At 47.9% G+C, this 23,277-nt stretch carries 21 protein-coding genes; 11 read left to right on the forward strand and 10 right to left on the reverse strand.

The window, feature by feature from the left end:
- The first annotated feature begins 144 nt into the window (after positions 1-144).
- Positions 145-909: an SDR family NAD(P)-dependent oxidoreductase gene (locus ACYVAM_RS00130; protein ID WP_461062691.1), complete on the forward strand. Its 765-nt coding sequence runs from the start codon at positions 145-147 to the stop codon at positions 907-909.
- A gap of 58 nt (positions 910-967) precedes the next feature.
- Complete coding sequence (locus ACYVAM_RS00135; RefSeq protein WP_461062693.1) at positions 968-1,891, forward strand: helix-turn-helix domain-containing protein; 924 nt, start codon at positions 968-970, stop codon at positions 1,889-1,891.
- Between the two features lie 167 nt (positions 1,892-2,058).
- On the opposite strand, the gene ACYVAM_RS00140 is transcribed toward ACYVAM_RS00135, so the two are convergent.
- The 3 genes from ACYVAM_RS00140 to ACYVAM_RS00150 form a co-directional block, all read right to left on the reverse strand.
- Entirely contained in the window at positions 2,059-2,238 is a 180-nt protein-coding gene (locus ACYVAM_RS00140; protein WP_461062695.1) for a hypothetical protein, read from the reverse strand.
- Between the two features lie 69 nt (positions 2,239-2,307).
- Entirely contained in the window at positions 2,308-2,724 is a 417-nt protein-coding gene (locus ACYVAM_RS00145; protein WP_461062697.1) for a DUF4267 domain-containing protein, read from the reverse strand.
- 508 nt (positions 2,725-3,232) lie between these two features.
- Positions 3,233-3,625, reverse strand: a complete 393-nt coding sequence (locus ACYVAM_RS00150; protein ID WP_461062699.1) for a hypothetical protein — start codon at positions 3,623-3,625, stop codon at positions 3,233-3,235.
- A gap of 75 nt (positions 3,626-3,700) precedes the next feature.
- Here ACYVAM_RS00150 and ACYVAM_RS00155 point away from each other — a divergent pair, with 75 nt between their 5' ends.
- Positions 3,701-4,489 carry a DUF5958 family protein gene (locus ACYVAM_RS00155; RefSeq protein ID WP_461062701.1) on the forward strand — a complete coding sequence of 263 codons (789 nt, stop codon included), beginning with the start codon at positions 3,701-3,703 and terminating at the stop codon, positions 4,487-4,489.
- Between the two features lie 108 nt (positions 4,490-4,597).
- Here ACYVAM_RS00155 and ACYVAM_RS00160 read toward each other — a convergent pair whose 3' ends face one another.
- The 5 genes from ACYVAM_RS00160 to ACYVAM_RS00180 form a co-directional block, all read right to left on the reverse strand.
- Complete coding sequence (locus ACYVAM_RS00160; protein ID WP_461062703.1) at positions 4,598-5,062, reverse strand: response regulator; 465 nt, start codon at positions 5,060-5,062, stop codon at positions 4,598-4,600.
- A 194-nt stretch (positions 5,063-5,256) separates the two neighbouring features.
- A complete protein-coding gene (locus tag ACYVAM_RS00165) occupies positions 5,257-5,469 on the reverse strand; it encodes a hypothetical protein (RefSeq protein WP_461062705.1) in 213 nt (70 codons plus the stop codon).
- A 908-nt stretch (positions 5,470-6,377) separates the two neighbouring features.
- The gene (locus ACYVAM_RS00170; RefSeq protein WP_461062707.1) at positions 6,378-7,268 is read right to left on the reverse strand and encodes a sugar phosphate isomerase/epimerase family protein; all 891 of its coding nucleotides are present in this window, start codon (positions 7,266-7,268) and stop codon (positions 6,378-6,380) included.
- Positions 7,269-7,429: 161 nt separating this feature from the next.
- A complete protein-coding gene (locus tag ACYVAM_RS00175) occupies positions 7,430-9,142 on the reverse strand; it encodes a GMC oxidoreductase (protein ID WP_461062709.1) in 1,713 nt (570 codons plus the stop codon).
- Positions 9,143-9,270: 128 nt separating this feature from the next.
- The gene (locus ACYVAM_RS00180; protein ID WP_461062711.1) at positions 9,271-9,786 is read right to left on the reverse strand and encodes a gluconate 2-dehydrogenase subunit 3 family protein; all 516 of its coding nucleotides are present in this window, start codon (positions 9,784-9,786) and stop codon (positions 9,271-9,273) included.
- 401 nt (positions 9,787-10,187) lie between these two features.
- On the opposite strand from ACYVAM_RS00180, the gene ACYVAM_RS00185 reads away from it, so the two are divergent.
- The 4 genes from ACYVAM_RS00185 (at position 10,188) to ACYVAM_RS00200 (ending at position 14,778) form a co-directional block, all read left to right on the forward strand.
- On the forward strand, positions 10,188-11,678 hold the full coding sequence (locus ACYVAM_RS00185) for a S41 family peptidase (RefSeq protein WP_461062713.1): 1,491 nt from the start codon (positions 10,188-10,190) through the stop codon (positions 11,676-11,678).
- 331 nt (positions 11,679-12,009) lie between these two features.
- Positions 12,010-13,080: a Kelch repeat-containing protein gene (locus tag ACYVAM_RS00190; protein ID WP_461062715.1), complete on the forward strand. Its 1,071-nt coding sequence runs from the start codon at positions 12,010-12,012 to the stop codon at positions 13,078-13,080.
- A 22-nt stretch (positions 13,081-13,102) separates the two neighbouring features.
- Complete coding sequence (locus ACYVAM_RS00195) at positions 13,103-13,441, forward strand: DUF4907 domain-containing protein (protein ID WP_461062717.1); 339 nt, start codon at positions 13,103-13,105, stop codon at positions 13,439-13,441.
- Between the two features lie 11 nt (positions 13,442-13,452).
- Positions 13,453-14,778, forward strand: a complete 1,326-nt coding sequence (locus ACYVAM_RS00200) for a DUF4270 family protein (RefSeq protein ID WP_461062719.1) — start codon at positions 13,453-13,455, stop codon at positions 14,776-14,778.
- A gap of 123 nt (positions 14,779-14,901) precedes the next feature.
- Here the strand turns inward: ACYVAM_RS00200 and ACYVAM_RS00205 are convergent, their stop codons facing one another.
- Complete coding sequence (locus ACYVAM_RS00205; protein WP_461062721.1) at positions 14,902-17,379, reverse strand: glycoside hydrolase family 95 protein; 2,478 nt, start codon at positions 17,377-17,379, stop codon at positions 14,902-14,904.
- A gap of 1,073 nt (positions 17,380-18,452) precedes the next feature.
- Here ACYVAM_RS00205 and ACYVAM_RS00210 point away from each other — a divergent pair.
- From ACYVAM_RS00210 to ACYVAM_RS00220, 3 genes are all read left to right on the forward strand, one after another.
- Entirely contained in the window at positions 18,453-18,992 is a 540-nt protein-coding gene (locus ACYVAM_RS00210) for a hypothetical protein (RefSeq protein ID WP_461062723.1), read from the forward strand.
- Positions 18,993-19,037: 45 nt separating this feature from the next.
- Positions 19,038-20,054, forward strand: a complete 1,017-nt coding sequence (locus ACYVAM_RS00215; RefSeq protein ID WP_461062725.1) for a bile acid:sodium symporter family protein — start codon at positions 19,038-19,040, stop codon at positions 20,052-20,054.
- Positions 20,055-20,174: 120 nt separating this feature from the next.
- Positions 20,175-20,576, forward strand: coding sequence for a hypothetical protein (locus ACYVAM_RS00220; RefSeq protein WP_461062727.1), 402 nt, complete (start codon positions 20,175-20,177; stop codon positions 20,574-20,576).
- 70 nt (positions 20,577-20,646) lie between these two features.
- On the opposite strand, the gene ACYVAM_RS00225 is transcribed toward ACYVAM_RS00220, so the two are convergent.
- On the reverse strand, positions 20,647-21,669 hold the full coding sequence (locus tag ACYVAM_RS00225; protein WP_461062729.1) for a hypothetical protein: 1,023 nt from the start codon (positions 21,667-21,669) through the stop codon (positions 20,647-20,649).
- Positions 21,670-21,854: 185 nt separating this feature from the next.
- On the opposite strand from ACYVAM_RS00225, the gene ACYVAM_RS00230 reads away from it, so the two are divergent.
- Positions 21,855-23,228, forward strand: coding sequence for a GH1 family beta-glucosidase (locus ACYVAM_RS00230; protein WP_461062731.1), 1,374 nt, complete (start codon positions 21,855-21,857; stop codon positions 23,226-23,228).
- The last annotated feature ends 49 nt before the right edge of the window (positions 23,229-23,277 follow it).

Below are 23,277 nucleotides of genomic sequence, written 5' to 3' on the forward strand. Positions count from 1 at the left end.
CAAAAAACATCCAGCCGCTACCAGATACGATTGGTATCAGGCTTTCCCAGAAGGATGCTTTGATATTTGCAAATAACGGATTGATTTTTTCAAACCCATTTGGTGTTGTTCCTGTGACCTTTGTAAAACCAAAATAGGTATACAATGGATACGAAGAATAAGATTGCCCTGGTAACCGGGGGGAGCCGCGGACTCGGTAAAGACATGGCATTAAAACTGGGCCAAAAAGGATTAGATGTCATTGTTACGTATAATACCAGGGCCGAGGAAGCTCAAAATGTGGTCGCTCAACTGGTGCGCAGTGGACGGAAAGCAGCGGCTCTGCAACTCAATACGGGCGATATTCAACACATTGATGCTTTTGTTAATCAGCTTACGGAGGTTCTGGCCAGTACGTTTGATACGGACCGTCTGGACTTTTTAATCAATAATGCGGGTATCGGGCGTTATGCACCAATTGGCGAAATCAACGAGGAGTTGTTCGATGATTTGCTGAACGTGCATTTTAAAGGCGTTCTTTTTCTGACTCAGAAGCTGCTGCCGCTACTCAATGAGGGGGGTGGCATTGTTAATGTGTCCACGGTAACGGCTCGCATCAGTGTACCGGGATCGGCGGTCTATTCATCCATGAAAGGGGCCATGGACGTTTTCACGCGTTACCTGGCCAAAGAACTTGGCGCTCGGGGTATCCGGGCAAACACGGTGGCCCCAGGTGCGGTTACTACGGATTTTGGCGGTGGTCACCTCCGCGAAAACGAGGGCCTGATCAAGTATGTCAGCAGCATGACCGCATTGGGTCGTCCAGGGGTGGCCGAAGACATCGGTGGGGCGGTGGCCTTCCTCTGTACCGATGATGCCCGGTGGGTCAACGGGCAGCGGCTGGAAGTTTCGGGTGGCTTATTCATCTGATTTAAGCCGGTTTGTGTAAATTTCCGGAGACAGCTTCACAAACAGATCACATACCGATATGGATCATTCCTCATTAACTGACTTTTATCAGCGTAACGGCCAATCCCTTCCGGTAGGGATTAGCCACGATATTGGTCATTTCAATGTCTTCGAAAGCGAAAAGCTCTTTCATAAGCAGACTGGTGTGCGTGTCATGCCCTACAGCCGTCGGGATTATTATAAAATAAGCTGGCTCCGGGGAAACAGCAGGGCAGAATACGCCGATAAGGTTATTGATATTCAGTCGAATGCTTTATTATTTGCCACACCCCGAATTCCCTACCACTGGTTGCCTGCCGACAGTAACCAGACGGGTATGTTCTGCATCTACACGGCTGATTTTCTGTCTCCTCAAAAAACGGGTGTCGTTCTGGATACCTTACCCCTGTTTCAGCCAGGCAAGATCCCCGTATTTCATCTATCAGACTCAGAAACTGGCGAGGTCGAATACATTTTTCGTAAAATGGTCAACGAACTGAGTTCCGATTATAAATACAAATATGACTTGATCCGAAACCTGGTGCAGGAACTGATTCATTTTGGTCAGAAACTCCAGCCAATGTCGGCAATGAGTGCTATGCAGAATGCGTCAGAACGAATTTCTTCGCTTTTTCTGGAACTTCTGGAACGGCAGTTTCCCATTGAATCGCTGCAACAGCGGCTAAGTCTGCGCACCCCAAATGACTATGCTGAGCGGTTGGCCGTACATATAAACCACCTCAATAAAGTATTAAAAGAGGTAATGGGCCGAACAACGTCGGAGATCATCAGCCAGCGAATCAGTCAGGAAGCCAGGATTCTGCTCAAACATACCGACTGGACCGTAGCCGAGATCGGCTACGCGCTTGGGTTTGATGACCAGGCTCACTTTACCAACTACTTCAAAAAGCAAACGGCCCTCACGCCAGTCGCTTTTCGCACCGTTGATCCGCCCAAATTCTGATAATATTCTGGCCTGTCCGCCCGGATTCAATCATCAATCACGTAGCCAGCCAGACGAGTACAATATGATAAACTGCCTGTCTAGGTGATCAATTTTATGACTAATTTGATCTGACAAATGCCTTACCATCCTTCATAAGAAGGACCCAGGTTTTCCGGACAGTTACGTTACAGATAAAGCAGGAAAGCCCGCTCCCGGACCGCCACGTGGGGCACGAGCCTATCAATCGTGGCAAAAGCCCCCTGGGTTTCGTCCCCCGATACCAGGATTCGATATGTGGCACCCACCACAGAAACCCTCTTTCCCTCTTTAGGGCCACGGGTTAATGGCTTATTTTTAGTGTCCACACGGATAAATTTTTGTCTGGCGATATACCGTAAATAGCCTATCTACTCTCTACTACCGTATTCTCTGGTTTAGTTTTTTGGTTCTGCCCTGAACAAAAAGAAGGTTGTGATCATCATATACACGGCCGTGACCCCATGGATCAGTAAATGCGTCACGTCCTGTGCGCCATTGACCGCCAGGATGGTAAGACAATCGGATACGGGGATGATGATGGCTGCGCCGAAGGCAAAGGCCGTTGCCTGGGGCTTCCGTGGAATCAGGAACAGCAGCACGACCAGACCCGAAAATATATCCCGGATGCCTTTGATCCAGCCATAAGCCATAGCCTCTTTGGCAGGGGCAAGCGCAATGCCAAATCCTTCGGCGCCAGCGGCCGGGGCTACGATAAACCGCAGACCTAGGAAAATAATGCCCACCGCAGCCAGCGCCGTGAGCCAGTAGGAGACCGAACGTGGTCCCCAGACATTGATTGGTTGTGTTTTCATTTGCTTACGCTGATTTGTTAAGCAAATGTCCCCTACCTACATTTTTAAGTCATTCACCCAGGTTAATTAATGAGGCCGTGTTTCTCGTTTCCGGATTCGGGATAACGACTGGGGTTTGATCCAGATGTAGGAGGCAATATAATACGGTGACACCCGCTGACTAATGGCTGAAAATGAATGCAGAAAGCGCTCATAGCGCAGCTCGGGCAAATCCTTATAAAAAGAGTTAGTTCGACTGATTAGTAGGTGTTGAGGCAATCAATTATCAATGAGGAATACTACTCAGCGATGCCAATACAAAAACACTATCCTCGGCCCTACATATCCCATTGTTCAACAATCAATTATACCACTTTACCTTTATCTTTGTGCTTATTCCACACAATTGGCAATGAAGCGAACCATTTACTTTATAAAGTATTTATGCTCATCCGTATACCATTTATTCTTTACAAGCAAAAAAGAACTCGATGAGTTTCAGGATGATCTATGAGCGTCAATACACTCCTTAGTTTTTCTTAACTGACTTAAGCACCAAATAGCGTATGCTTTCACCACCCAGGCGTGGTGATGGCAACTTCACATCCGTATAGTAGTCTCCGTCGAAAATAACTTTTTGATTCACTGTTTTCAATTCATCGGGCATATTACACACCAGCCCCGTAAGACTGGTATCGATTCCGCCCAGAAATACGTTGATGTAATATAGGTTCAGGTCCTCCCGATACCCCACTCTCCCCTCCCGCTGGGTTACCTGCGAATCCAGTGTTAACGAACTGGCACACGTGCTATTAGGTAGAATAATGGGTTTGTCTTCTTCCGTTGTTGGAGCGGGAACAATCACTGATGCAGACTGGCAACCAAGGGTTAGCAGCAGTACGATAAGGATACCGGTTTTCATACTCGTATCATTGTCTGGGAGGATAACGTTATAAGGTGCTATTTAGTAAACATCCCTGTTTATACCTATCGGACGATGAAACTGGAAGAAGAAATAGCCATTAACCAATTTGGTCAGGGTGCTCTATCAGAGGCTGACCTGTTGGATGCTTTTGCGCAACTGGATGCGTCCCAGCAACGTAAACAGTTTGTTCAGCTCTATTTTTATGTATCCAGCCAGAACCTGGCAGCTTCCGATATTGATCAGGCACGTGCGGCTTGTTCACTGACAGCCGAAGACCCAGTGAATAGCTACCTGAATTTGGAGTACCTAAAAATCGGCTCAAGGGGAGTGATCTATACACCTCATTCGGCAGAGCCACCCGAAGGCGATCTTGTAAAACCTTATAAAGTAATGCTGTATGTGTTCAAGGCAAACTACCAACAGCGCTATGCCACAGAAAAGGATAGTTCGGCAACATGGCGGTATCGTGATTTTTCCAAAAGCGAAACCGTACAGGATATCCTTGACACTCATCAACGATTAGCGGAAGAAATCTACGCCAATACCAGCTTTCGAACGGAGTTCAAAACGATGGCCAAATTATGGCATAAGCGGCATGAACTGATGCAAGCTTTGCGTCAGGAGGCCCCTGCTGAGCCGCAGACGCGCTTTGACTTTGTACGGTACGACCAAATAGAGCACAATCCCACCTGGAAAGCAGCAAATCAATGCATGCAGTCGTGTGCCTTGCTACGCAGCTCCGTCGATAAAGCATTGTTCAGGCAATATGGTCTGGATATTGATGATATAAGGCGATTGACCCTCAATGTCATTGATCGACACATGCAGGAAACGTACTCCAGGGGACTTGACTTTGAGTAGCCCACTAGAATACGTTCCAGGATTTAGCCAAAGAATCCACCATTACGGAGGGTTCCCATTAACCTCGTCCGGTTATCTCAACATACACCAGATGGTTTGGGAAATGAGTTAAACAGAAGTGGGAAAACTTACTACCTCCCACCAGTAGCGACGGAGCGTCTGAAAACAGGATACCCACTTATGATAGGTCGTGGGCTTGGTAATATACGACGCTATATTCAACGAATAAGCCTCAGTAATATCTTCAACCGTTTCGGAATGGCTCATGATAACTACCGGTATCAATTGGTGGCGGGGATGGGCTTTTATCTTTTCCAGTAAGTCCCAGCCATCTTTTCGGGCGGGCAAATAAGGCTCCATTAAAATCAGGCGGGGAACAGACCGACTATCCGATGTACACTCATTCAGAAAAGTTAAAACCTGAAGCGGATGATTTTTCCAGATAGGTTCAACTTCTGGGAAAGATTGGGCTAAGGCAGCCCGAATGATCAGCCACTGATCAGGATTATTCTCAACGACTAAAATTGGTGTCCGGCGAACTTTCCGGAGTTTGGGAGCAAGTGTAATAGCCATGTACAAGTAGTTTTAATCAACATCAAGGTGGAAAATAATTGATCAACTTTACAGCACTGGACTAAAGCGGCAGTGGCCTTCCGTCCAATGCAATGATTTCATCGCCTAAACCGGACGGTCGTTCTGCCGTTTCAATCCGATGTCGCGAAAATCCTTTAGTAACATAACCCGAATTCATTAGTCTTTTGGGCTGCTTACCCACCTACATGACGAACTTGAGTCAACTGTTCAGCGGCTTCATAACCTGCCCGCTTGTACCGGGCTAAAAGTTGAGCAAAATCCTGCCGGGAATGAATAGAAGCCGGCGCAACGTCTGGCGGTTGACTTGGACGGTTAGCCGGGGTTTTCTCAAACTGCATGTGGTCGTGAGCGGGTAAACCCAGGACCAAGTTGGATAAATTTTTCATATAGTATCAAGAATTGACACAGCTGTTCTAGTGCAAAAAATGTTGCCTTTAGAAACAAATTATGTCAGGTGGATAAAAAGTATTTATGCAAGTCTACGGAATGAATTTGCAATAAACTATTCATCTGCCTATACGCTACTAGTTACCACTGTCCGGATTTTAGACATTATATTAAACAATGCAGGCGTAGTTGTTAAAATTTGCTACAGCGTATTTAAGATATCCCTTCATTTTCTCAAAAATGGTATCTTTTTATATACTATTTTAAAAATATGTTAACTTTTTATTTACAATTATATAATAATTAATAATTTACAGATTTTTGTGCTTATATAGTTATAAATACCTATTTTAAGGTATGATTCAATAGAATCAAGCTACTGATAATCAGAAAATTGTACCTTTACCTAAAAAGGATTTCTACGTGAAAAATTTTGTAACTCCAATTGTGTAATCCGCCTAGTGCTGGTCTGTTAGATAATTGATCCGGCAATTGCGTAAAAAAATGAAAGCTGGTTTATAGTCACTTTTTGGTACAGTGTTTGCAAGGGAATAGACTAAGATACTAACCAAGCTTTTTTAGCCATGAAAATCCGTATTATTGTTACAACCAGCCTAACCATAACTGACCTTCAAAACATAGCGGCCTGGTCTATTCTACTGTCGACATCCGCTCTCTTCTGGTATGGTGTTATCAGGCTTTTGTAACAGGTGTCTGGCAAGATCTAATGGCAATAAGCTCGACAAACTCTTTGCGTCTTATTTTTCAGTATCGACCGTTTCAAAATATACCTCCAGGTAAAGACAAGAAATAAATTTTACTATCAACGAAAATGCCCATTTGAGACCTGGTAGTCTCAAATGGGCATTTTCGTTGATAGTAAATAAAGACCAATACGTAACCTCTATTACACCGTCAACTTCTGAATATTTTTATAGCTGATGGCAATAGATTCTAAAGGAGGAAGCTTACATACGTCCTGTTCAACAAAGTAATGCGTCATGCCCGATGTCTTTTTAGCATCGAAAATTCGCTGAAAATTAATTGAACCTGTACCAACGGGGGCAAAAGCCCGGTCGGCGGTTTTCTCCATGTCTTTCACGTGCCAGAGGGGGAATCGTCCGGGATGCTTTTTAAACAAGGCAACGGGGTCCTGATTCGCCATGGTCGCCCAGTACAGATCGAGTTCGAGCTTCACCAGGTTCTTATCTGTGCCAGTCAACAATACATCGTAGGGCATCTTACCATCCATTTCTTTGAACTCAAAGTCGTGGTTGTGGTAACAAAACTGAATACCGGCTGATTTACACACTTCCGCCGATTTATTGAACAGGTCGGCAAACTGTTTGTAATCATCCAGTTTGGTCCGCTCAGTGGGGAACAGGTAGGCGCAAACCATATATTTCTGACCAATCGCAGCGGCATCATCGACCGCCCGCTTCCAGTCATTTGTCAGCGTGCCTTTCATGTTCGGCATCGTTTTGCCGGTAGTGTAGTGGCCACTTGGCACCGTCATGCCTAACTCTTTTATCAACGCAGCAAATTCTTTAGGGGTTTTGCCAAAAAATTTGCCATCGGAATAACCAAAAGGCTCTACTTCTTTGTAGCCAATTGCAGCCACTTTTCTCAGCGTGCCTTCAGGATCTTTTGCCATCAGATCACGCAGGGTATACAGTTGCAGGCCTATCTTTTTAGATGTTGCAGCAAATGCATCCAACTGGGGCAAAAAAGCGGCCGACGTGGCCAGGGCACCTAATTTGAGAAACTGCTGGCGGGTAATTTTAGGAGACTGATTCATGAGATAATTTAATGATTAAGGGCAGCGGGCCTCGTACCCGTGCATTTAGTTCTTAAAGGTACAGAAGCATTCAAATAAGTAATCATCAGTAACTACCTGATCAATGTGGTCAATCTCAGCGGTGGATTCCACTGACCAGCCAGTTACTGATTCAACAGCGTTTAGATCAATCCCTGTTTCATGGCCTTAACGGCATAATCGGCCGCACGAGCTGTCAGCGCCATGTAGGTCAGGGAAGGGTTTTGCGTCGATGTGGAGGTCATGCAGGCGCCATCGGTAACAAACACGTTCTTAACGGCATAAAGCTGGTTCCACTTGTTGAGCATGGACGTTTTGGGATCGCGCCCCATCCGAACACCACCCATTTCGTGAATATCGAGGCCAGGACTAGCGTGGCTATCCCGAACGCGGATATTTTTAAAGCCCGCTTCAGTAAACATCTCGGTCAGTTGCTCCTGGTAATCCTTCACCATCTTGTCATCATTGTCATCGTAGGCGATGGATATTTTCAGTTGCGGAATACCAAACGGATCTTTCTGCGACGCATCGAGGGCCAGGTAATTGCTTTCTTTCGGAATGGTCTCGCCCATCATGTGCGACCCCACATACCAGCCACCGAGTTTGGGGTTGAGCAGACTTTCTTTTAAGTCGGCCCCTACTCCACTTTGGTCGGACCGCGACCCACGTCCGGCCGAAAAACCAGCGGCATATCCTCTCAGAAAGCCCATTTCCTGTTTATGTACATTTCGGAAGCGAGGAATATAGGGGCTGTTGGGACGGCGTCCGTCGGTTGTCGAATCGAGGTTGCCATCGTACTCTGCCGATACCCCCGCCCGATAATTGTGGAAAGCCGCGTACTTGCCCAGTACACCACTGTCATTACCCAACCCATTTGGGAAGCGATGGGAGGTTGAATTGAGTAAGACCAGGTTCGAGTTCAGTGCGGCTGCATTCAGAAAAATAACGCGTGCGTAGTATTCCGTCATTTGCTTGGTGTTGGCATCGACTACGCGTACACCTGTGGCCCGGCCTTTCTTCTCATCATAAATGATGGAATGAACAACCGAGTTTGGTCGAAGTGTCATTTTTCCCGTTTTGGCCGCCCAGGGAATTGTAGACGAGTTGCTGCTGAAATACCCACCGAAAGGGCAACCCCGTTCACAGATTGTCCGGTGTTGACACTGCGCCCGGCCCTGCTGGAAATGGATCGGCTGGGCTTGACTAATGTGGGCTGCCCGCCCCATGATCACGTGGCGGTCTTTGTATTTACCCGCTACTTTTTGCTGAAAATGTTTTTCGACACAGTTCCACTCGTGGGGAGGTAAAAACTCGCCGTCGGGCAGGGTAGCCAGTCCATCTTTATTTCCCGAAATACCCGCAAACTTTTCTACGTAGCTATACCAGGGAGCAATATCAGCGTACCGGATCGGCCAGTCGACTGCAAAGCCATCACGGGCAGGCCCGTCAAAATCAAAGTCACTCCACCGCTGGGTTTGACGCGCCCACATCAGCGACTTGCCGCCCACCTGATAGCCCCGAATCCAGTCGAAGGGTTTTTCCTGAATATACGGATGCTCGGCATCTTTCACGAAAAACTGCTCTGTACCCTCATAGAAGGCATAACATTTACTGATAATAGGATTCGCTTCTCGCACTTCGCGCTTCAACTGGTTGCGGTGTTCAAACTCCCACGGCTGCATGTTGGTGGTTGGGTAATCAGTTACATGGCGCACATCGCGGCCCCGTTCCAGGACGAGTGTGCGAAGACCCTTCCCCGTCAATTCTTTGGCCGCCCAGCCACCGCTGATGCCCGATCCAATAACAATAGCGTCGTATGTGTTGAGCGCCTGAGCGTCTATATTCAGGTATGACATGTTTAAAGTGGTTAACGATACGGGTTTGTGGAGGTAGTCGGTTTGTAATTTGTGGTTGGCTAACGCGCTCGGGTACCTTCGATAGCGACACTCATGCGTCAGCCAACCACAAACCACAAACTACAAACCTATTTTGGTTGGGAAGCAGTTTTGGCTTTAACAGGGACGCAGCCATAATAATGGCCGGGTATAAACTGGTAATGTGTCAGATTAGTCATGACATATTCCGATGTCAGATAGCCCCGAATGGTCAGGTTCTTCACCAGTGAATAGAAGTCTTTATGGGCGGTATCGTCCGATTTCGATAATTGTGTCAGCAGGGCTGTGCGCTGTGCGGTATCTCCTTCGACAAAAGGCTTGTTGAACGATGCTTTCGCCAGACCATCGAGTGAATCGAGTCCCTTCTGAAGATTTTCCTGAGCGGCTTTATCGTAGCAGTCTACCACCATTTTCTGAACAAACTGGTGCACATTCAGTGCCTTGGCACCGGGTGTATCGGTAACTGGAATAATGGTTTCAACGAGTTCGGCTAGTTGGTCGGCCTGACCGATAGAGAGGAGCTGTCGGGTCGACTGGACCGTTTCGGTTGACCAGCCATTGGCCCAGGTCGGCAGGCTAATCAGCCCTCCGAGAGCTCCAGCCATTGTTTTTAACGCATGACGTCTTTCCACGGGAATAATTACTACAACTGAGTTAACAAAATGATGACTAACGATTAAGGCATCGGCTGATGGAATTACTGGGACTAATCGATTGATTGATAAGCCAGTAAAATCTAACGAATCTCCGAAAGGCGAACGTTCTTAATCGTCGGGGTTTATTATGTCAAAGATACAAAATAAACCCCGACGATTTATACACTACCTCTGCTCATCGATACACTTTTAAACCAGCGGAATGCTTTTTCTTCGTCATTAATTTACTCTATAGAGAAAGAAGATTAAATGCTGATTAAATCGTTACTATCTCATCTTTTCTTGCAACATTTAGCGTTCACGAAGCGTAAAATAAGTGGTAAGACTCTTTCCGCTTATCCAACAGATCTATGATACAACACGTTGTGAACAAGGCCAGATTGGCTTCTATGAATCAGTTTTTTACCCAAAAATCGTTGTTGCACTGGCTACTGATGGCTGGATTTATTTTATCCCTGTCCGCCTGCAAAAAAACGACGGATGATGTTAGTCCACAAACCAAAACGGCGAGCACTGAAAATTCAACGATCGACAGCTGGATTTTAAGTAATATGCGGGAGGTGTATTACTGGAACGACAAGATTCCAGCTAACCCGGACACGACTCTGACCCCTGACTTATTTTTCGATTCCATCCTGAATAAATACGACGCCACTACAAATCCAACAGGCGACCGTTTTTCGTGGATTGAAAATGATGCGAACACGCTGACAGCTGAACTAAGCGGCCAGTCGGTGACAACGGGGATGGACTATAATCTATACCTGCGTGCCACAGGATCAACGGGTGTCATTGCCCAGGTGTTGTATGTGCTTCCCGGCTCTCCGGCCCAGAAAGCAGGGTTGAAACGGGGCGATATCATCTCCAAAGTGAACGGACAGTTGCTCAGCACAACGAATTATTCGGACCTGTTATCGACGGGGAACACCTATACCTTTGGCCTGGCAAGCGTCAGCGGTTCGAGCCTGGTCGATTCCGATCAGACGAGGACGGTTACCGCTACGGTATTTCAGGAGAATCCGGTTTTTCTTGATTCGGTTTATACGATTGGCAGCAAAAAAGTCGGCTATTTTGTGTACAACCAGTTTGTGCCGGGCGCCAATGGCAGTGAAGCCAACGAGTATGACGCGCAGATGGATGCGGTTTTCAGTAACTTTAAAGCACAGGGCGTGAATGAACTCGTGCTGGACCTGCGCTACAATCCCGGCGGTTATACGTCTTCATCAGCAAACCTGGCCAGTTTAATTGGCAAAGGCGTCAATTCCAGCAAGCTTTACTTCCGCGAAGAATGGAACAAAACTATCACGCCCATACTTCTGCAAGACCCGAATTACGGCAGCAGTTTCTTCATACAGAACTTCCTCGATAAGGCGCAGAACATCGGAAACAACCTCTCCCGGGTATTCGTCCTGACAACCGACCACACAGCCTCTGCCAGTGAGCTGATCATCAATGGACTTCGTCCTTACATGCCCGTAACGACGATAGGTACCACCACCTACGGCAAAAACGTAGGGTCGATTACCATTACCGACGATACGGGGAAAATTAAGTGGGGTATGCAGCCCATTGTGTTCAAGTCGTATAACAGCGCGGGTCAATCAGATTATGCAACCGGCTTTACGCCTACGGTTGAAGTTGAAGAACCCATAAACCTGTTACCCCTGGGCGACGTCAATGAGCCCTTGCTAAATGAAGCCCTATACCAAATTTCGGGTAATGGCGCCAGTGGCCGCCGGGCAGTGGCTGTCCGAAACCCGCTTTTGCAAGTAGGGTCATCAATTCAGAAAAAAGCCGCCGGTCAATCCATGATCCGGACACTGAAGAACGTGAAATTATAATTCCTTTTTTTAATTCCTATTCCAACGACTACGCCACAAAGAGGGTCTTTGTGGCGTAGTCGTTTTCGTAAACCAGAAACCTTTTCCTGTCTATGGCAATAATTAAGAATTTTTATGAGATGGGTACGTTGGTATGTAAGACTGGTTTGACGTAATTTTGTGCGACGAATTTGACTACTCAATCACCCGAGTTCGCTCAAAGCCGACTTGCAGGTGACTCCCAATGACTTCTTTATGGGTTGACTCATCCCGGTCGGGATGGCAAAATCGTCGTTTTTAACGCAAATTGGTATAACTTTACGTTTTAGTTCGTTCGTTTACGCTCTTTTTCATGATTCATTTACCATTCCGATTATTCTCGGCAACTAATTCCGAGCCGCAATCCGTAGCTTCCGAGACCTCGCTCTCCTCTGCAACTCAGAAAACCAAAAAACAGCAGCGCATCAACTGGGCACTGGGTGTTGTTGCCATTGGCTGGGCTGGTTTACTGGCTGGTTGTAATAGTAATTCTACGGTATCTGTTCTGGGCGACTGGACAGTTAAATCCGAGTTTGAAGGAGTAGCCCGCTCCGAAGCGGCTAGCTTCGTGATCAATAACATTGCCTATATGGGTACTGGCCGCAATGCCAGCAACGAACGTCTTCAGGATTTCTGGGCGTATGACCCCGCCAAGAACGCCTGGTCGCAAAAGGCTAACTACGGGGGTGTTGCCCGTTATTCAGGGATTGGCTTCGCCGTTGGCAACAAGGGCTACATTGGCACAGGGATCAACGTCAATAGCGATAAGCTAAAAGATTTCTGGGGTTACGACCCAACCACGAACACCTGGACGAAAGTCGCTGACTTTGGCGGCACAGCCCGTTATGGCACGATGGCTTTCTCGATTGGCAACAAAGGATATGTGGGTACCGGCAACGACGGTAACTACCTGAAAGACATGTGGGCATTCGACCCAACGGCCAACGCCTGGACGAAAGTGGCCAGCTACGGTGGAGCAAAACGGGTTGGTGCCGTTGCGTTTGTGATCAACAACATGGCCTATGCCGGTACAGGCAACAACAACGGAACAGCCCAGCGGGACTGGTACGTATATGATCCAGCAACGGATGTATGGACGCAGAGACTTGACTTCCTGACCGACCAAGCCGTACAGCGCAGCAATGGTGTTGGCTTTGCCATCAATGGGAAAGGCTATGTGCTGCTCGGCGATAACACGAACGTTTGGCAGTATGACCCAGCAACCGATCTCTGGACCACCCTGGGTTCGTTTGAAGGTGCCAACCGCATCAACGCCGTTGGCTTTGCGATTGGCAACAAAGGCTATGTAACGACGGGTAGCAACGGCACAAACCGTTTCGACGATTTGTGGGATTTCGATCCAACCATAGAACAGGTATTGTAAGGTGCAGAATGCGTCAACAAACATGCATCAACCAGCACAGACGAATGTAGTTCGGAAGGGGTTGCTTCTGGTGTTGCTGTTGCTTGCAATTCTGACCGCCTATAGTATTTATCAGCGGCAAAACCCCTATACGGTTGAGGTTTTTTCAACCCCAGGCGGTTGGGGTTATGCCATTCTGAACCACGGAAAGCCATTCATTCATCAGCCTACTATACCGGGCCAGCCTGGTATAGTAGGCTTTTCCAGCGCAGCACAAGCCCAGCGGGTTGGTGAGCGAGTGGTTGAGAAAATACAACAGGACAAGGCACTGCCTACCCTGACGAATGATGAACTACGCCAGTTAGGCGTAAAAATTCCCTGACTTATTTGCTTATGCGTACTCTCTGGTACGCCGGTTTGCTTTGGCTGGCCGGTATAGTGCTATTTGCTTGCCAATCGGGCGATCTTAACGTGGGACAGTCGGTGATTAATCCGCAACAGTTGCAGATTCAATCCGTTGATTCGGTGTCGATTAAGACGTCTACGGTGATGCGTCCTGATTCGTTCCTGACGTCGGGTGATGCCGATATAGTTGTCGGTCAATGGAAGGACGCGCAAACGGGTCTGCAAAGCACACAGGCTTTTGCGGCCATCGACTATCCGGCCAATTCACTGGTCTCCCAAACGAATCTACGGCTCGATTCACTTGTGCTGGAGCTAGGCTATTCGTTTACGTATGGCGATACAACATCGGCGTTCAATCTGGGGATTTACCCCCTGAATAGACCTCTGGCCGCCCAGAATTACTTTAACACCAGCACCGTTGGCTATTCAGCCAAACCTCTTGTCCAACGCACTTTCGTTCCACAACAGTTTAGTGGAAATCGGCTGCTTCAGATTCGGATTCCGAGCGAGCTGGCACAGGGTTTATACGATAAACTGATCAGTGGTGATATTACGGACAACGTCACGCTGAATGACTTTTTGCCCGGTTTCGCGTTTCTGAGTAAGTCAACGGCAAATACATTTATTGGCTTTACGACGAATCCATCAATAAGTGGCCTGCGGCTTTATTACCACGATACGGATGTCAATAGAACAGCTTCGACGCTGCTATTTCCGATTACTTCACTGCATTTTACATCGTTCAAAAACGATCGAACGGGTACTCCACTAAGTGCGTTAAAAAGTCGCTCCGACGTCGTCAGCAGTTATCTGACCGATCGGACCACGTTTGTAGCCTTGGGTGCCGGCCTTCAGACGCGCCTTGAGTTTCCCTACTTAAATGAATTTTTCCGGCCAGGTAACTTTGCCGATCTAAACCGGGCGCTTCTGGTGATTAGTCCCGTTCGGCGTGATTCCCGTGATAATATTGCTCCCCCCCCGAGTCTGCAGCTTTATCAGACCAATTCTCAGAATGAGTTCATTGCGACGATACCAGGAGGAGCAACAGGAGCCGACGTGGCTGGAGCGGGCTACTCGCAAGTTCCCGATCCCATAACTCCTCTATTAACGGATAGCTACACCATTGATCTGACGTATTACATTGGTCAGATCATAAAGAAAAAAGCACTGAGCCAACCGCTTTTATTAAGTATCCCGGCGCCATCCGGCGGCATATATTCGCTCAAATCATTGATGCAACGGGTGACCCTTGGTGACCAGCTCCGCCCGAATGACCAGATAAAGTTGCAACTGTTTATGACGTCGGGTTCGTAGTCTGAGGGATTTCTACAAAAGCAATGAGGGGCCGATTCTAAAATCGGCCCCTCATTGCTTTTGTCTTATTTTGCACCAAACAGCCTCTGGCTGTTTGGTGCCTAGCTAAATATATACCTGATTTCACAAACCCGTCAGCCCGTAAATAGTGCCTTTTTGAGTTGTAAACGATGTCACGTATCCCATGTCCGTTTTAATTGATGTTGCTTTTGTCCCTTGAACGCGTATTGGGCGGCTGGTTCTGAGTTTGCAAGGTTCGCCAGACAGCGACTTAACGGTAGCGGTTACTAACTGGTGGTTCTTCCAGTGCATACCCACCTCAAATCCACCACGCGCTCTCAGCCCCGTAACGCGTCCGTCTTTCCAGGTATCAGGTAGTGCAGCCAGCAAATGAATATCGTTTAAGTGGCTTTGAATCAGCATTTCGGCCATACCCGCGGTTCCCCCAAAATTACCATCGATCTGAAAGGGCGGGTGCGCATCGAAAAAGTTGGGATAGGTACCGCCCCCACCCTTACTGCCATAATTGGTTTTGGTTTCGCTGGTAAACTGTAGTAACTCCCGCAGTAATTTGTACGCATGGTTGCCATCGAGCAGCCTAGCCCAAAAATTGATTTTCCAGGCCCGACTCCACCCCGTACCAGCATCGCCCCGGAGTTCCAGCGTTTTTTTAGCAGCCGCTGAAAAGTCAGGTGTTGTAATGGGCGAAATCTGGCGTCCGGGGTGCAGCCCGAATAAGTGGGACACGTGCCTGTGTTGTGGATCAACGTCTTCCCAGTCTTTACTCCACTCCTGAAGATTACTCTTATGGCCAATGTGTAACGGATAAAACTTTTTCCGTTTCTCTATGAGCATCGTTCTGAATTCAGCATCTGTATTCAGGGCGGTCGACGCATCGATCAGGTTGGTGAACAGGTCCCACATGATTGACATATCCATGGTCGTGGCTACTGAAATAGAAGCCGGCTGACCTTTCGAGTCGATGAAATCATTTTCCGGCGATACGGATGGTGATACGACCAGGTACCCGTCCTTGTCTTCAACAAGCCAGTCCAGGTAGAACTGGGCGGCTCCTTTCATCAGGGGATATGCTGTTTCACGCAGGAAATTTTTATCATCCGTAAACCGATAGTGCTCCCAGAGGTGCTGACTCAACCAGCCTGCTCCCTGGTTCCAGTTTGCCCACTTTGGATCACCCTGCCCCCGATCGCCCACGGGGTTGGATATCGCCCAGATGTCGGTATTGTGGTGCGCTACCCACCCCTTCATGTTGTAAAACTCCCTGGCGGTAATGGCTCCCGTTTTGGCTAGCTGCCCGATAAAACTTAATAATGGCTGGTGTAATTCGGACAGATTAGTGACCTCGACCGGCCAGTAATTCATCTGAGTATTGATGTTGATGGTATAGTTGGAACTCCAGGGAGCGCGTAAGTCTTTGTTCCAGATGCCCTGAAGGTTGGCCGGTACATCGGGGACGCGGGAGCTGGAGATCAGCAAATAACGTCCATACTGGCAATAAAGCGTTTCGACACCCGGATCATAGGCTCCGGCACTATACCCCTGCAAACGCTGGTCAGACGGTAAAGCGGCATTGGCATTCGCAGCCGTCGTATCGGTTACCTGAAACGAAAACCGATTGAAATAAGACTGATAATCAGCCGTATGTCGGGCAAGCAATGTTTGATAATCACGGTTATCGGCTTGCCGGATCAGGGTTTCTGCTAGCTTATTTTCATCTTTCCCATCCTTATCAGGACACTTATCATAACCGTTGAAGCTGGTCGTTGCCGCTACCAGCAGCATGACTTCCGTTGCCTTACGAACATGAATCCCCGCAGTATCGGTTTGCACAGTGCCCCCTTTATGGAGCGCCTTCAGGCGTAGCTGAAAGCGCATGCCGTTACAGCCCTCGGTATCCTCATAAATAATGGGCTGCCGGTCTCTTGAATTATAATAGTTAGGATCGACCTGAGCCGGAGCTCTCCCCTTCATCACCAGTTCGCCGGTTGTACCCGTGGTATTCTGAAAGCGCAACGGGCTCTTAGTCGATGCATCGAACGAAAGTTGACCCGGCTTGCTGGCAGTCAGCCGGATTACCATGACGCCGTCAGGAGCCGAAGCAAATACTTCCCGTTTATAGGTTACGCCGTTCACCGTAAACCGGGTCGTGGCCACGGCCTTCTGAATATCAAGATCCCGATAGTAATCCGTCGGTTTGGCGCCGTTAAAATCCTGCTTCAGTAACAAATCGCCCAGCGGCATGTACGACTGCGTATAAAGTCCCTGCATGTGTTTCACCAGAGCAACAGCCTGTGTGTAGTCCTCTTTTGCCAGGGCTTCCCGAACTTTTGGCAAATACGAAGGTGATTCTGGGTTGACCGCTCCTTTTACCGGCCCACCCGACCAAAGTGTACTCTCGTTGAGTTGGATTAACTCATTGTCAACCTTGCCAAACACCATCCCCCCTATACGTCCATTGCCAACAGGTAATGCTTCGGTCCAGGCAGCTGCCGGTTGATTATACCAAAGTTTAAGATTCGATTGGGCGAGCAGCGGTGGTGAAAGAAAAAGAAGTAAAAATAACCAGTTATTTAGCCTCATGTCAGGATATTAAATGTTAAACGGAAATAAACCAGCTCAACAAGATAGCCAGTCAGTCTGTAAAGCAGACTACCGTTTGTTTATCCTGAAAGGTGTGAAGAGTTTTTGTAAAAATGAAGATTTACTAACCTGTTTTTTGATCGGGAGTGAACCTCCGTAACGATCGGCTCCTGGACGGCGTAATGTATATAACTCGTTCAAATAGCCTTCTAAGGCTCGTTTAATTGGGCCAACAGTATAAATGACCAGCAATCGCTCAGCCTTACGGTGCGTAGCTTTTGTTAAAATAACTTAAACCCAGCCACAACTATCCCGTATGGGCCGATGTCAATCAGCCTAATGAAAGACCTGTACGTTACCTTTTAATCCGTGAAACAGCAGCTAAATTGAATAGCCCCACATGGAACGTACACTCACGCCAACCGACGTTACGCAGCCAACCCAACTTCCAACCTCGACCTTGCAGAGGCTTCTTTCTCAATCTAACGATGACTTTTACGGGAGCCTTCAGCGCATCTGGAACCCGATAATTCTAGCTGACGAATAGGCGGAAATCAACAGACCTGCATAAACCTTCCCCAAATTGACAGGCGAAACTGATTGGCTAGTGAATGAATCTTGCAGTGCAAATAGGATTCATTCATCCGCCATTTGGCTGAATCGGGAATGGAAAGCAAAATCAGTACGTGAAAACAATTTGTTGGCTGACCTAGAACAGGATCATAGCGAGGCCAAACGCAAATAAAACTGAAAGGACAAGAATGCCTGTCCAGGCAATTGTATTGACAGGATCAAGCGAGATTGAGCGAAACCGTTTCATAGCAGTGCAAATTAAAATCAATATTGTTCAATAAACGAAATTTGCGAGCATTTAGATTTCGTTTAAATGACTAAATTTTATTTTGAGTTAAAGAGCGTTGAAAACCAACGCCTTTTCATATCCTTTATACTCAACTGAGCTGTTTTGACTGGTGGTGATTCAAAAAGTAACACGCTTCCCTATTTCTTATTTTGGCGGCTAAAATGAGGCACCTAATGCTATTTTGTTAGGGGATAAATAAGAAATTTACGGCATGAAAAACGTATTCATGGCGCTGTTTGCAGCCTGCTTGTTACAAGCCTGTGGACAAACCGAAAAAAAACAGGAGAATACAGCCCAAACGACTCAGGCTTCTGCCGATTTAATGGCCACTCCCCGAGTATCTAAAACCAGTGATTGTCAGTCAATAGTGAAGTCCGCTAAGCTGGGCAAAGCTGATATTTACCAGGAATCAGCGAAAGCATTGACCGTTTCAATAACTGTCGATCAGGATACCAGTTCACTGCAGGTGGCCAATGGGTGCTATTTCAACAATAGCGTAACGATCCGGGCAACGAAGAAATCAGGTAGTCAGGTGTTCAGACGGACGCTTTTAAAAGATGATCTGGTTTATTTCACCAAAAACGACAAGCCCATTGAACAGGCCATTCTCCAGAGTGTTACGTACAAGCCTACCTTTAATGGTCAACGGTACATCACTATTTCGATGCGCCTGATTGAGCCAGAAAGCAAAAAGACGTCCGATTACCTGGTGACAATGAATTATTTTGGGGAAATCATTAAAGTGCGGTAGCAATCACAACCAAACGGTATTGAGCCCGGAGCGGTTATTCTTTCTATGGCAAAATCGTCTTTAGGCTCTTTACTGGCCCGTGTGGGTCTTGATTGGTTTATTCTGGCCCTGCTGGGCATGATTGGTTTAGCCAGATTATGGCCCGGTCCCGGCATTCAGGAAGGTCCGCTATCGCTATCGTCTCTGGCCAATTACGGGGTGTCGTTCATCTTCTTTTTCTATGGTCTTCGACTGAATTTCAATCAGTTAAGAGCAGGTCTGCGAAATTATCGGTTGCACCTGGTCATCCACACGACCACGTTCATTGTTTTCCCGGCGGTTGTATTAGCGGCTCGCTCGTTGCTACTCACCCCCGATAGGGAATTACTTTGGCTGGGTATTTTTTACGTGGCCGCCCTGCCCTCCACCGTGTCGTCGTCGGTGGTGATGGTTTCCATTGCGAACGGCAACATCCCAGCCGCCATTTTCAACGCCAGCATTTCCAGCCTGATCGGTGTATTTATTACGCCCCTCTGGATGAGTTTCTTACTAGCCAGTTCAAACGGGCACTTTGACCTCACCAGTGTTATCGGCAAGCTAACAGTACAGGTCATTGTGCCGGTGGTGCTGGGGCTTTTACTGAATCGTAAACTGGGCTGGTTCGCCGAACGGCACAAATCGTATCTACGCTATTTTGATCAACTCACCATTCTGCTCATTGTCTATACCGCCTTTTGTGAGTCGTTTTCGCTCAACTTGTTTGCTAAATTTTCAGCGGCTGATCTGGTAAAATTGGCGGGGATGATGCTGGGCTTGTTTTTCCTTATCTACGGATTCGTCCATGTACTTAGTCGTCTGCTGAAGTTTAGTCGTGAAGATCGGATCACGGCCCTATTTTGTGGCTCCAAAAAGTCACTGGTACAGGGAAGCGTCATGGCCAATGTCCTGTTCCCGGGTTCGGTTGCGGGGGTTGTCCTGCTGCCCATTATGATGTATCATGCGCTTCAGCTCATTGTCGCCAGCATTCTAGCGCAATCGATGGCACACCGGCAGTTGGAAAAAGAAAAGGCCATTCGGGAGTAAATCAAGCCCGTTCGGGAAGCCAAATCGGGCACTCAGCCAGATGCGCCTACTCTCCCATTAAACGCAGCCCGGCAATTTGTCTCTAACGATCAAGTAACACATAAAAACAACCAACGGATCATGAAAAAGACAATCGCAGCCGCCCTTACTTTATTTACCCTTGCTTCTGGTGCCACGTTTGCACAAGGCGTTTATTCAAGACCTTTCGACAATCGTCCGGTACCCGCGAAAGGTTCACAATACAACAATGATCAGTATCAGGACGAGTTAAAAATTGACCGTATCGATGCCATTGTCGGCTTAAGCCGTCGTCAGGAAAAGCAGCTTCGTAAGATCGAAAATAACTACGATGAACTCATGGCCCGCAGCCGCATGACGCCCGATGGCTATCGTCAGCTTCAGCTCCGTAAGCGCCAGGATATGCTGGCGGTATTAAACTCCGCTCAACGCGACCGTTTGTTTGCTGTTCAGCAACCTAACCGGTTCAATAACCGCCCAACTCCCTACGGTCGTAGAGGCTAAGGGTAATCAGCTCATTCACTGCACTTAAATGGCTCCCCATGGTTGACTATGTCAACCATGGGGAGCTAGTTTAATGAGCCGATACCACTTCCAGACTTCGCCAGACAAGGTCGCCCATAGTTCGGCAATTGTTGAAGCTGCTGGTGTGATAATGACGGTTCAATGCCGCACCCAGTTGCTCAACATTGGCTGGCGGAGCAATTGTATCTGTTCGCATGGCCCCCATCAGGTCATGAATGCGTATTTGTTCAACCCGCAGCCGCCCCGCCACCAGGGATCGTTCTTCTACCTGATACTGCCGTACGCTTTCGGGCGTAAGAGTAGCTGTTCCCAGGTCGATGATGGGCTGATTCTGCCGATAATATTGAGGCATATAAACCGATTTACGCCCTTCATAGGATTGCTGGTCGAAGTCGATGGCCCGTATGCGATAGTAAACTTCATCAAAATCCGGGGTAATATCGACTACGAAATTGCTCGAGTGCATGTCGCCCAGCAACCGGATAAAGCAGCGCTCATTAAATTTAACAAATTCTTTACAGAGCCGAACCGGGTTCCGATCGGGGTCCTGCATCTGCTGTTCAAAGAACATATCACCCGGAATCCCCGCAATGTGTTCCTCGATCAGCGTACTTCCACTGGTCAGATAACTGATTCGATTGGGCGATAGAATATGCTCTAATTCCAGCCCATACACGCGGGATGCGTCGGCGTTTTTGATGTAGAAATAGTCGAAGTTATCGTTGACCAGATTACGAATGCGAACCCGAAATGGCATGGTGTTGCCATACGAGCACAAATCGACCCGATCGATGGCCAGATGGCCCGTTACCGACATATCGCCATCTGCTTTCAGAGTAGCATATATGGTCTTAAGTGCCAGCAGAATATCATTAATTTCTGACGCTGGGTAAAAAACCGTTTCCCAAAGTGTATCCCGATCCCGTTTATCGAAGAGCGATATTGAATTATCGTAACGTAATAAATCTGTATAATGAATTGGGAGGGAATGTTCGCGATTATACTGCATCAGATACGCCCGCAGGTGGTCGTTGATGGCATAAATCTGCTTTTTCCGGCTGATGATGGGCATAACCAATCAGGGCATTAGTTTTGCCCTAAATGTACGCAGACAACGGCATTTTGTTTGGCACGAAACACGGATGCACACGGTATAAAAAGACGCGACAGCCTTGACTAGCGAAAACCATCAAACAATCGCAGAAGCCAACGCGTTGACTGGTCGATTGCTTCGCCTACAGAAGCTATATTTGTCTGATGACTAAACACGATTTTGGCCCCGATTTTAGTTGGGGTACGGCTACGGCGGCTTACCAGATTGAAGGCGCTGTTGATCGAGACGGGCGCGGGCCATCCATCTGGGATACGTTTAGCCATCAGAAAGGGAAGATCAAGACCGGCGAACATGGCGATATAGCCTGCGAATTTTACGACCGCTATGCGTCTGACCTGGAACTTCATAAAGAGCTAGGATTCGATGCCTTTCGATTTTCGCTATCCTGGTCCCGTATTCTGCCTGAAGGTACGGGTCCACGCCACGGCGGTCGCATCAATCAGGCCGGCCTTACATTCTATCATCAGCTTATAGACCACTGCCTCGCTCTTGGCATTACCCCCTGGATCACGTTGTATCACTGGGACTTACCACAGGCACTTGAAAACAAAGGCGGCTGGCCTAACCGCCAGATTGTAGATTGGTTCGGCGACTTCGTGGATGTTGCGACCAAAGCATTCGGGCATAAAGTCAAGCACTGGATTATCCTGAATGAGCCCCTGGCCTCATCTATTCTGGGGTACTTTACAGGACAGCATGCCCCCGGACGACGTAGTTTTCGGAACCTCCTGCCCGCCATTCACAACACCGCGCTGGCACAGGCCGAGGGTGGCCGGATTGTCCGGCAAAACGTCCCTGACGCACAAGTGGGCACTACGTTTTCCTGCTCGCCCATCGACCCGTTTACCCCCCGCGATCAGCCCGCTGCTACTCGTGTTGACGCCCTTCTGAACCGGCTCTACATCGAACCCGCTCTTGGGTTAGGCTATCCTGTCAATGAACTTCCGTTTCTGGGTGGCATCGCCAAAAAAGTGGCAAAACCCGGTGATTTCGACCGGCTGGCGTTTGACTTTGACTTCATCGGTTTGCAGCACTACTTCCGAGCCGTTGTTGAACAGTCTTATTTTATGCCTTATCTATGGGCTAAAGATGTGTCGCCCTTACGGCGTAACGTCCAAACCATTACTGAAATGGGCTGGGAGGTATATCCGGAAAGTATGTATCGGATTATCAAACAGTTCAGCCAGTACGAGGGCGTCAAAAAAATCTACATTACCGAAAGTGGAGCCGCCTTTTACGATACTGTAGAAAAAGGCCGGGTGAACGACATAGCCCGGGTCGAATACCACCAGAATTACATACGGGAAGTGCTGCGGGCCAAGCAGGAGGGCATTCCGGTGCAGGGCTATTTCGCCTGGACATTCCTGGATAATTTTGAATGGGCCGAGGGCTATCGTCCCCGTTTCGGGCTGGTTTACGTGGATTTTCGGACGCAACAGCGAATTGTTAAGGCATCGGGACGTTGGTTTCAACAGTTATTGGCAAACCCTCATCCTGTAATTGAGCTCAAAAAATAGCCGGAACTGGTCGCTCCATCTTTTGTCAGATACTAACCAGCGGCTTCTC

The organism is Spirosoma horti (assembly GCF_054776595.1).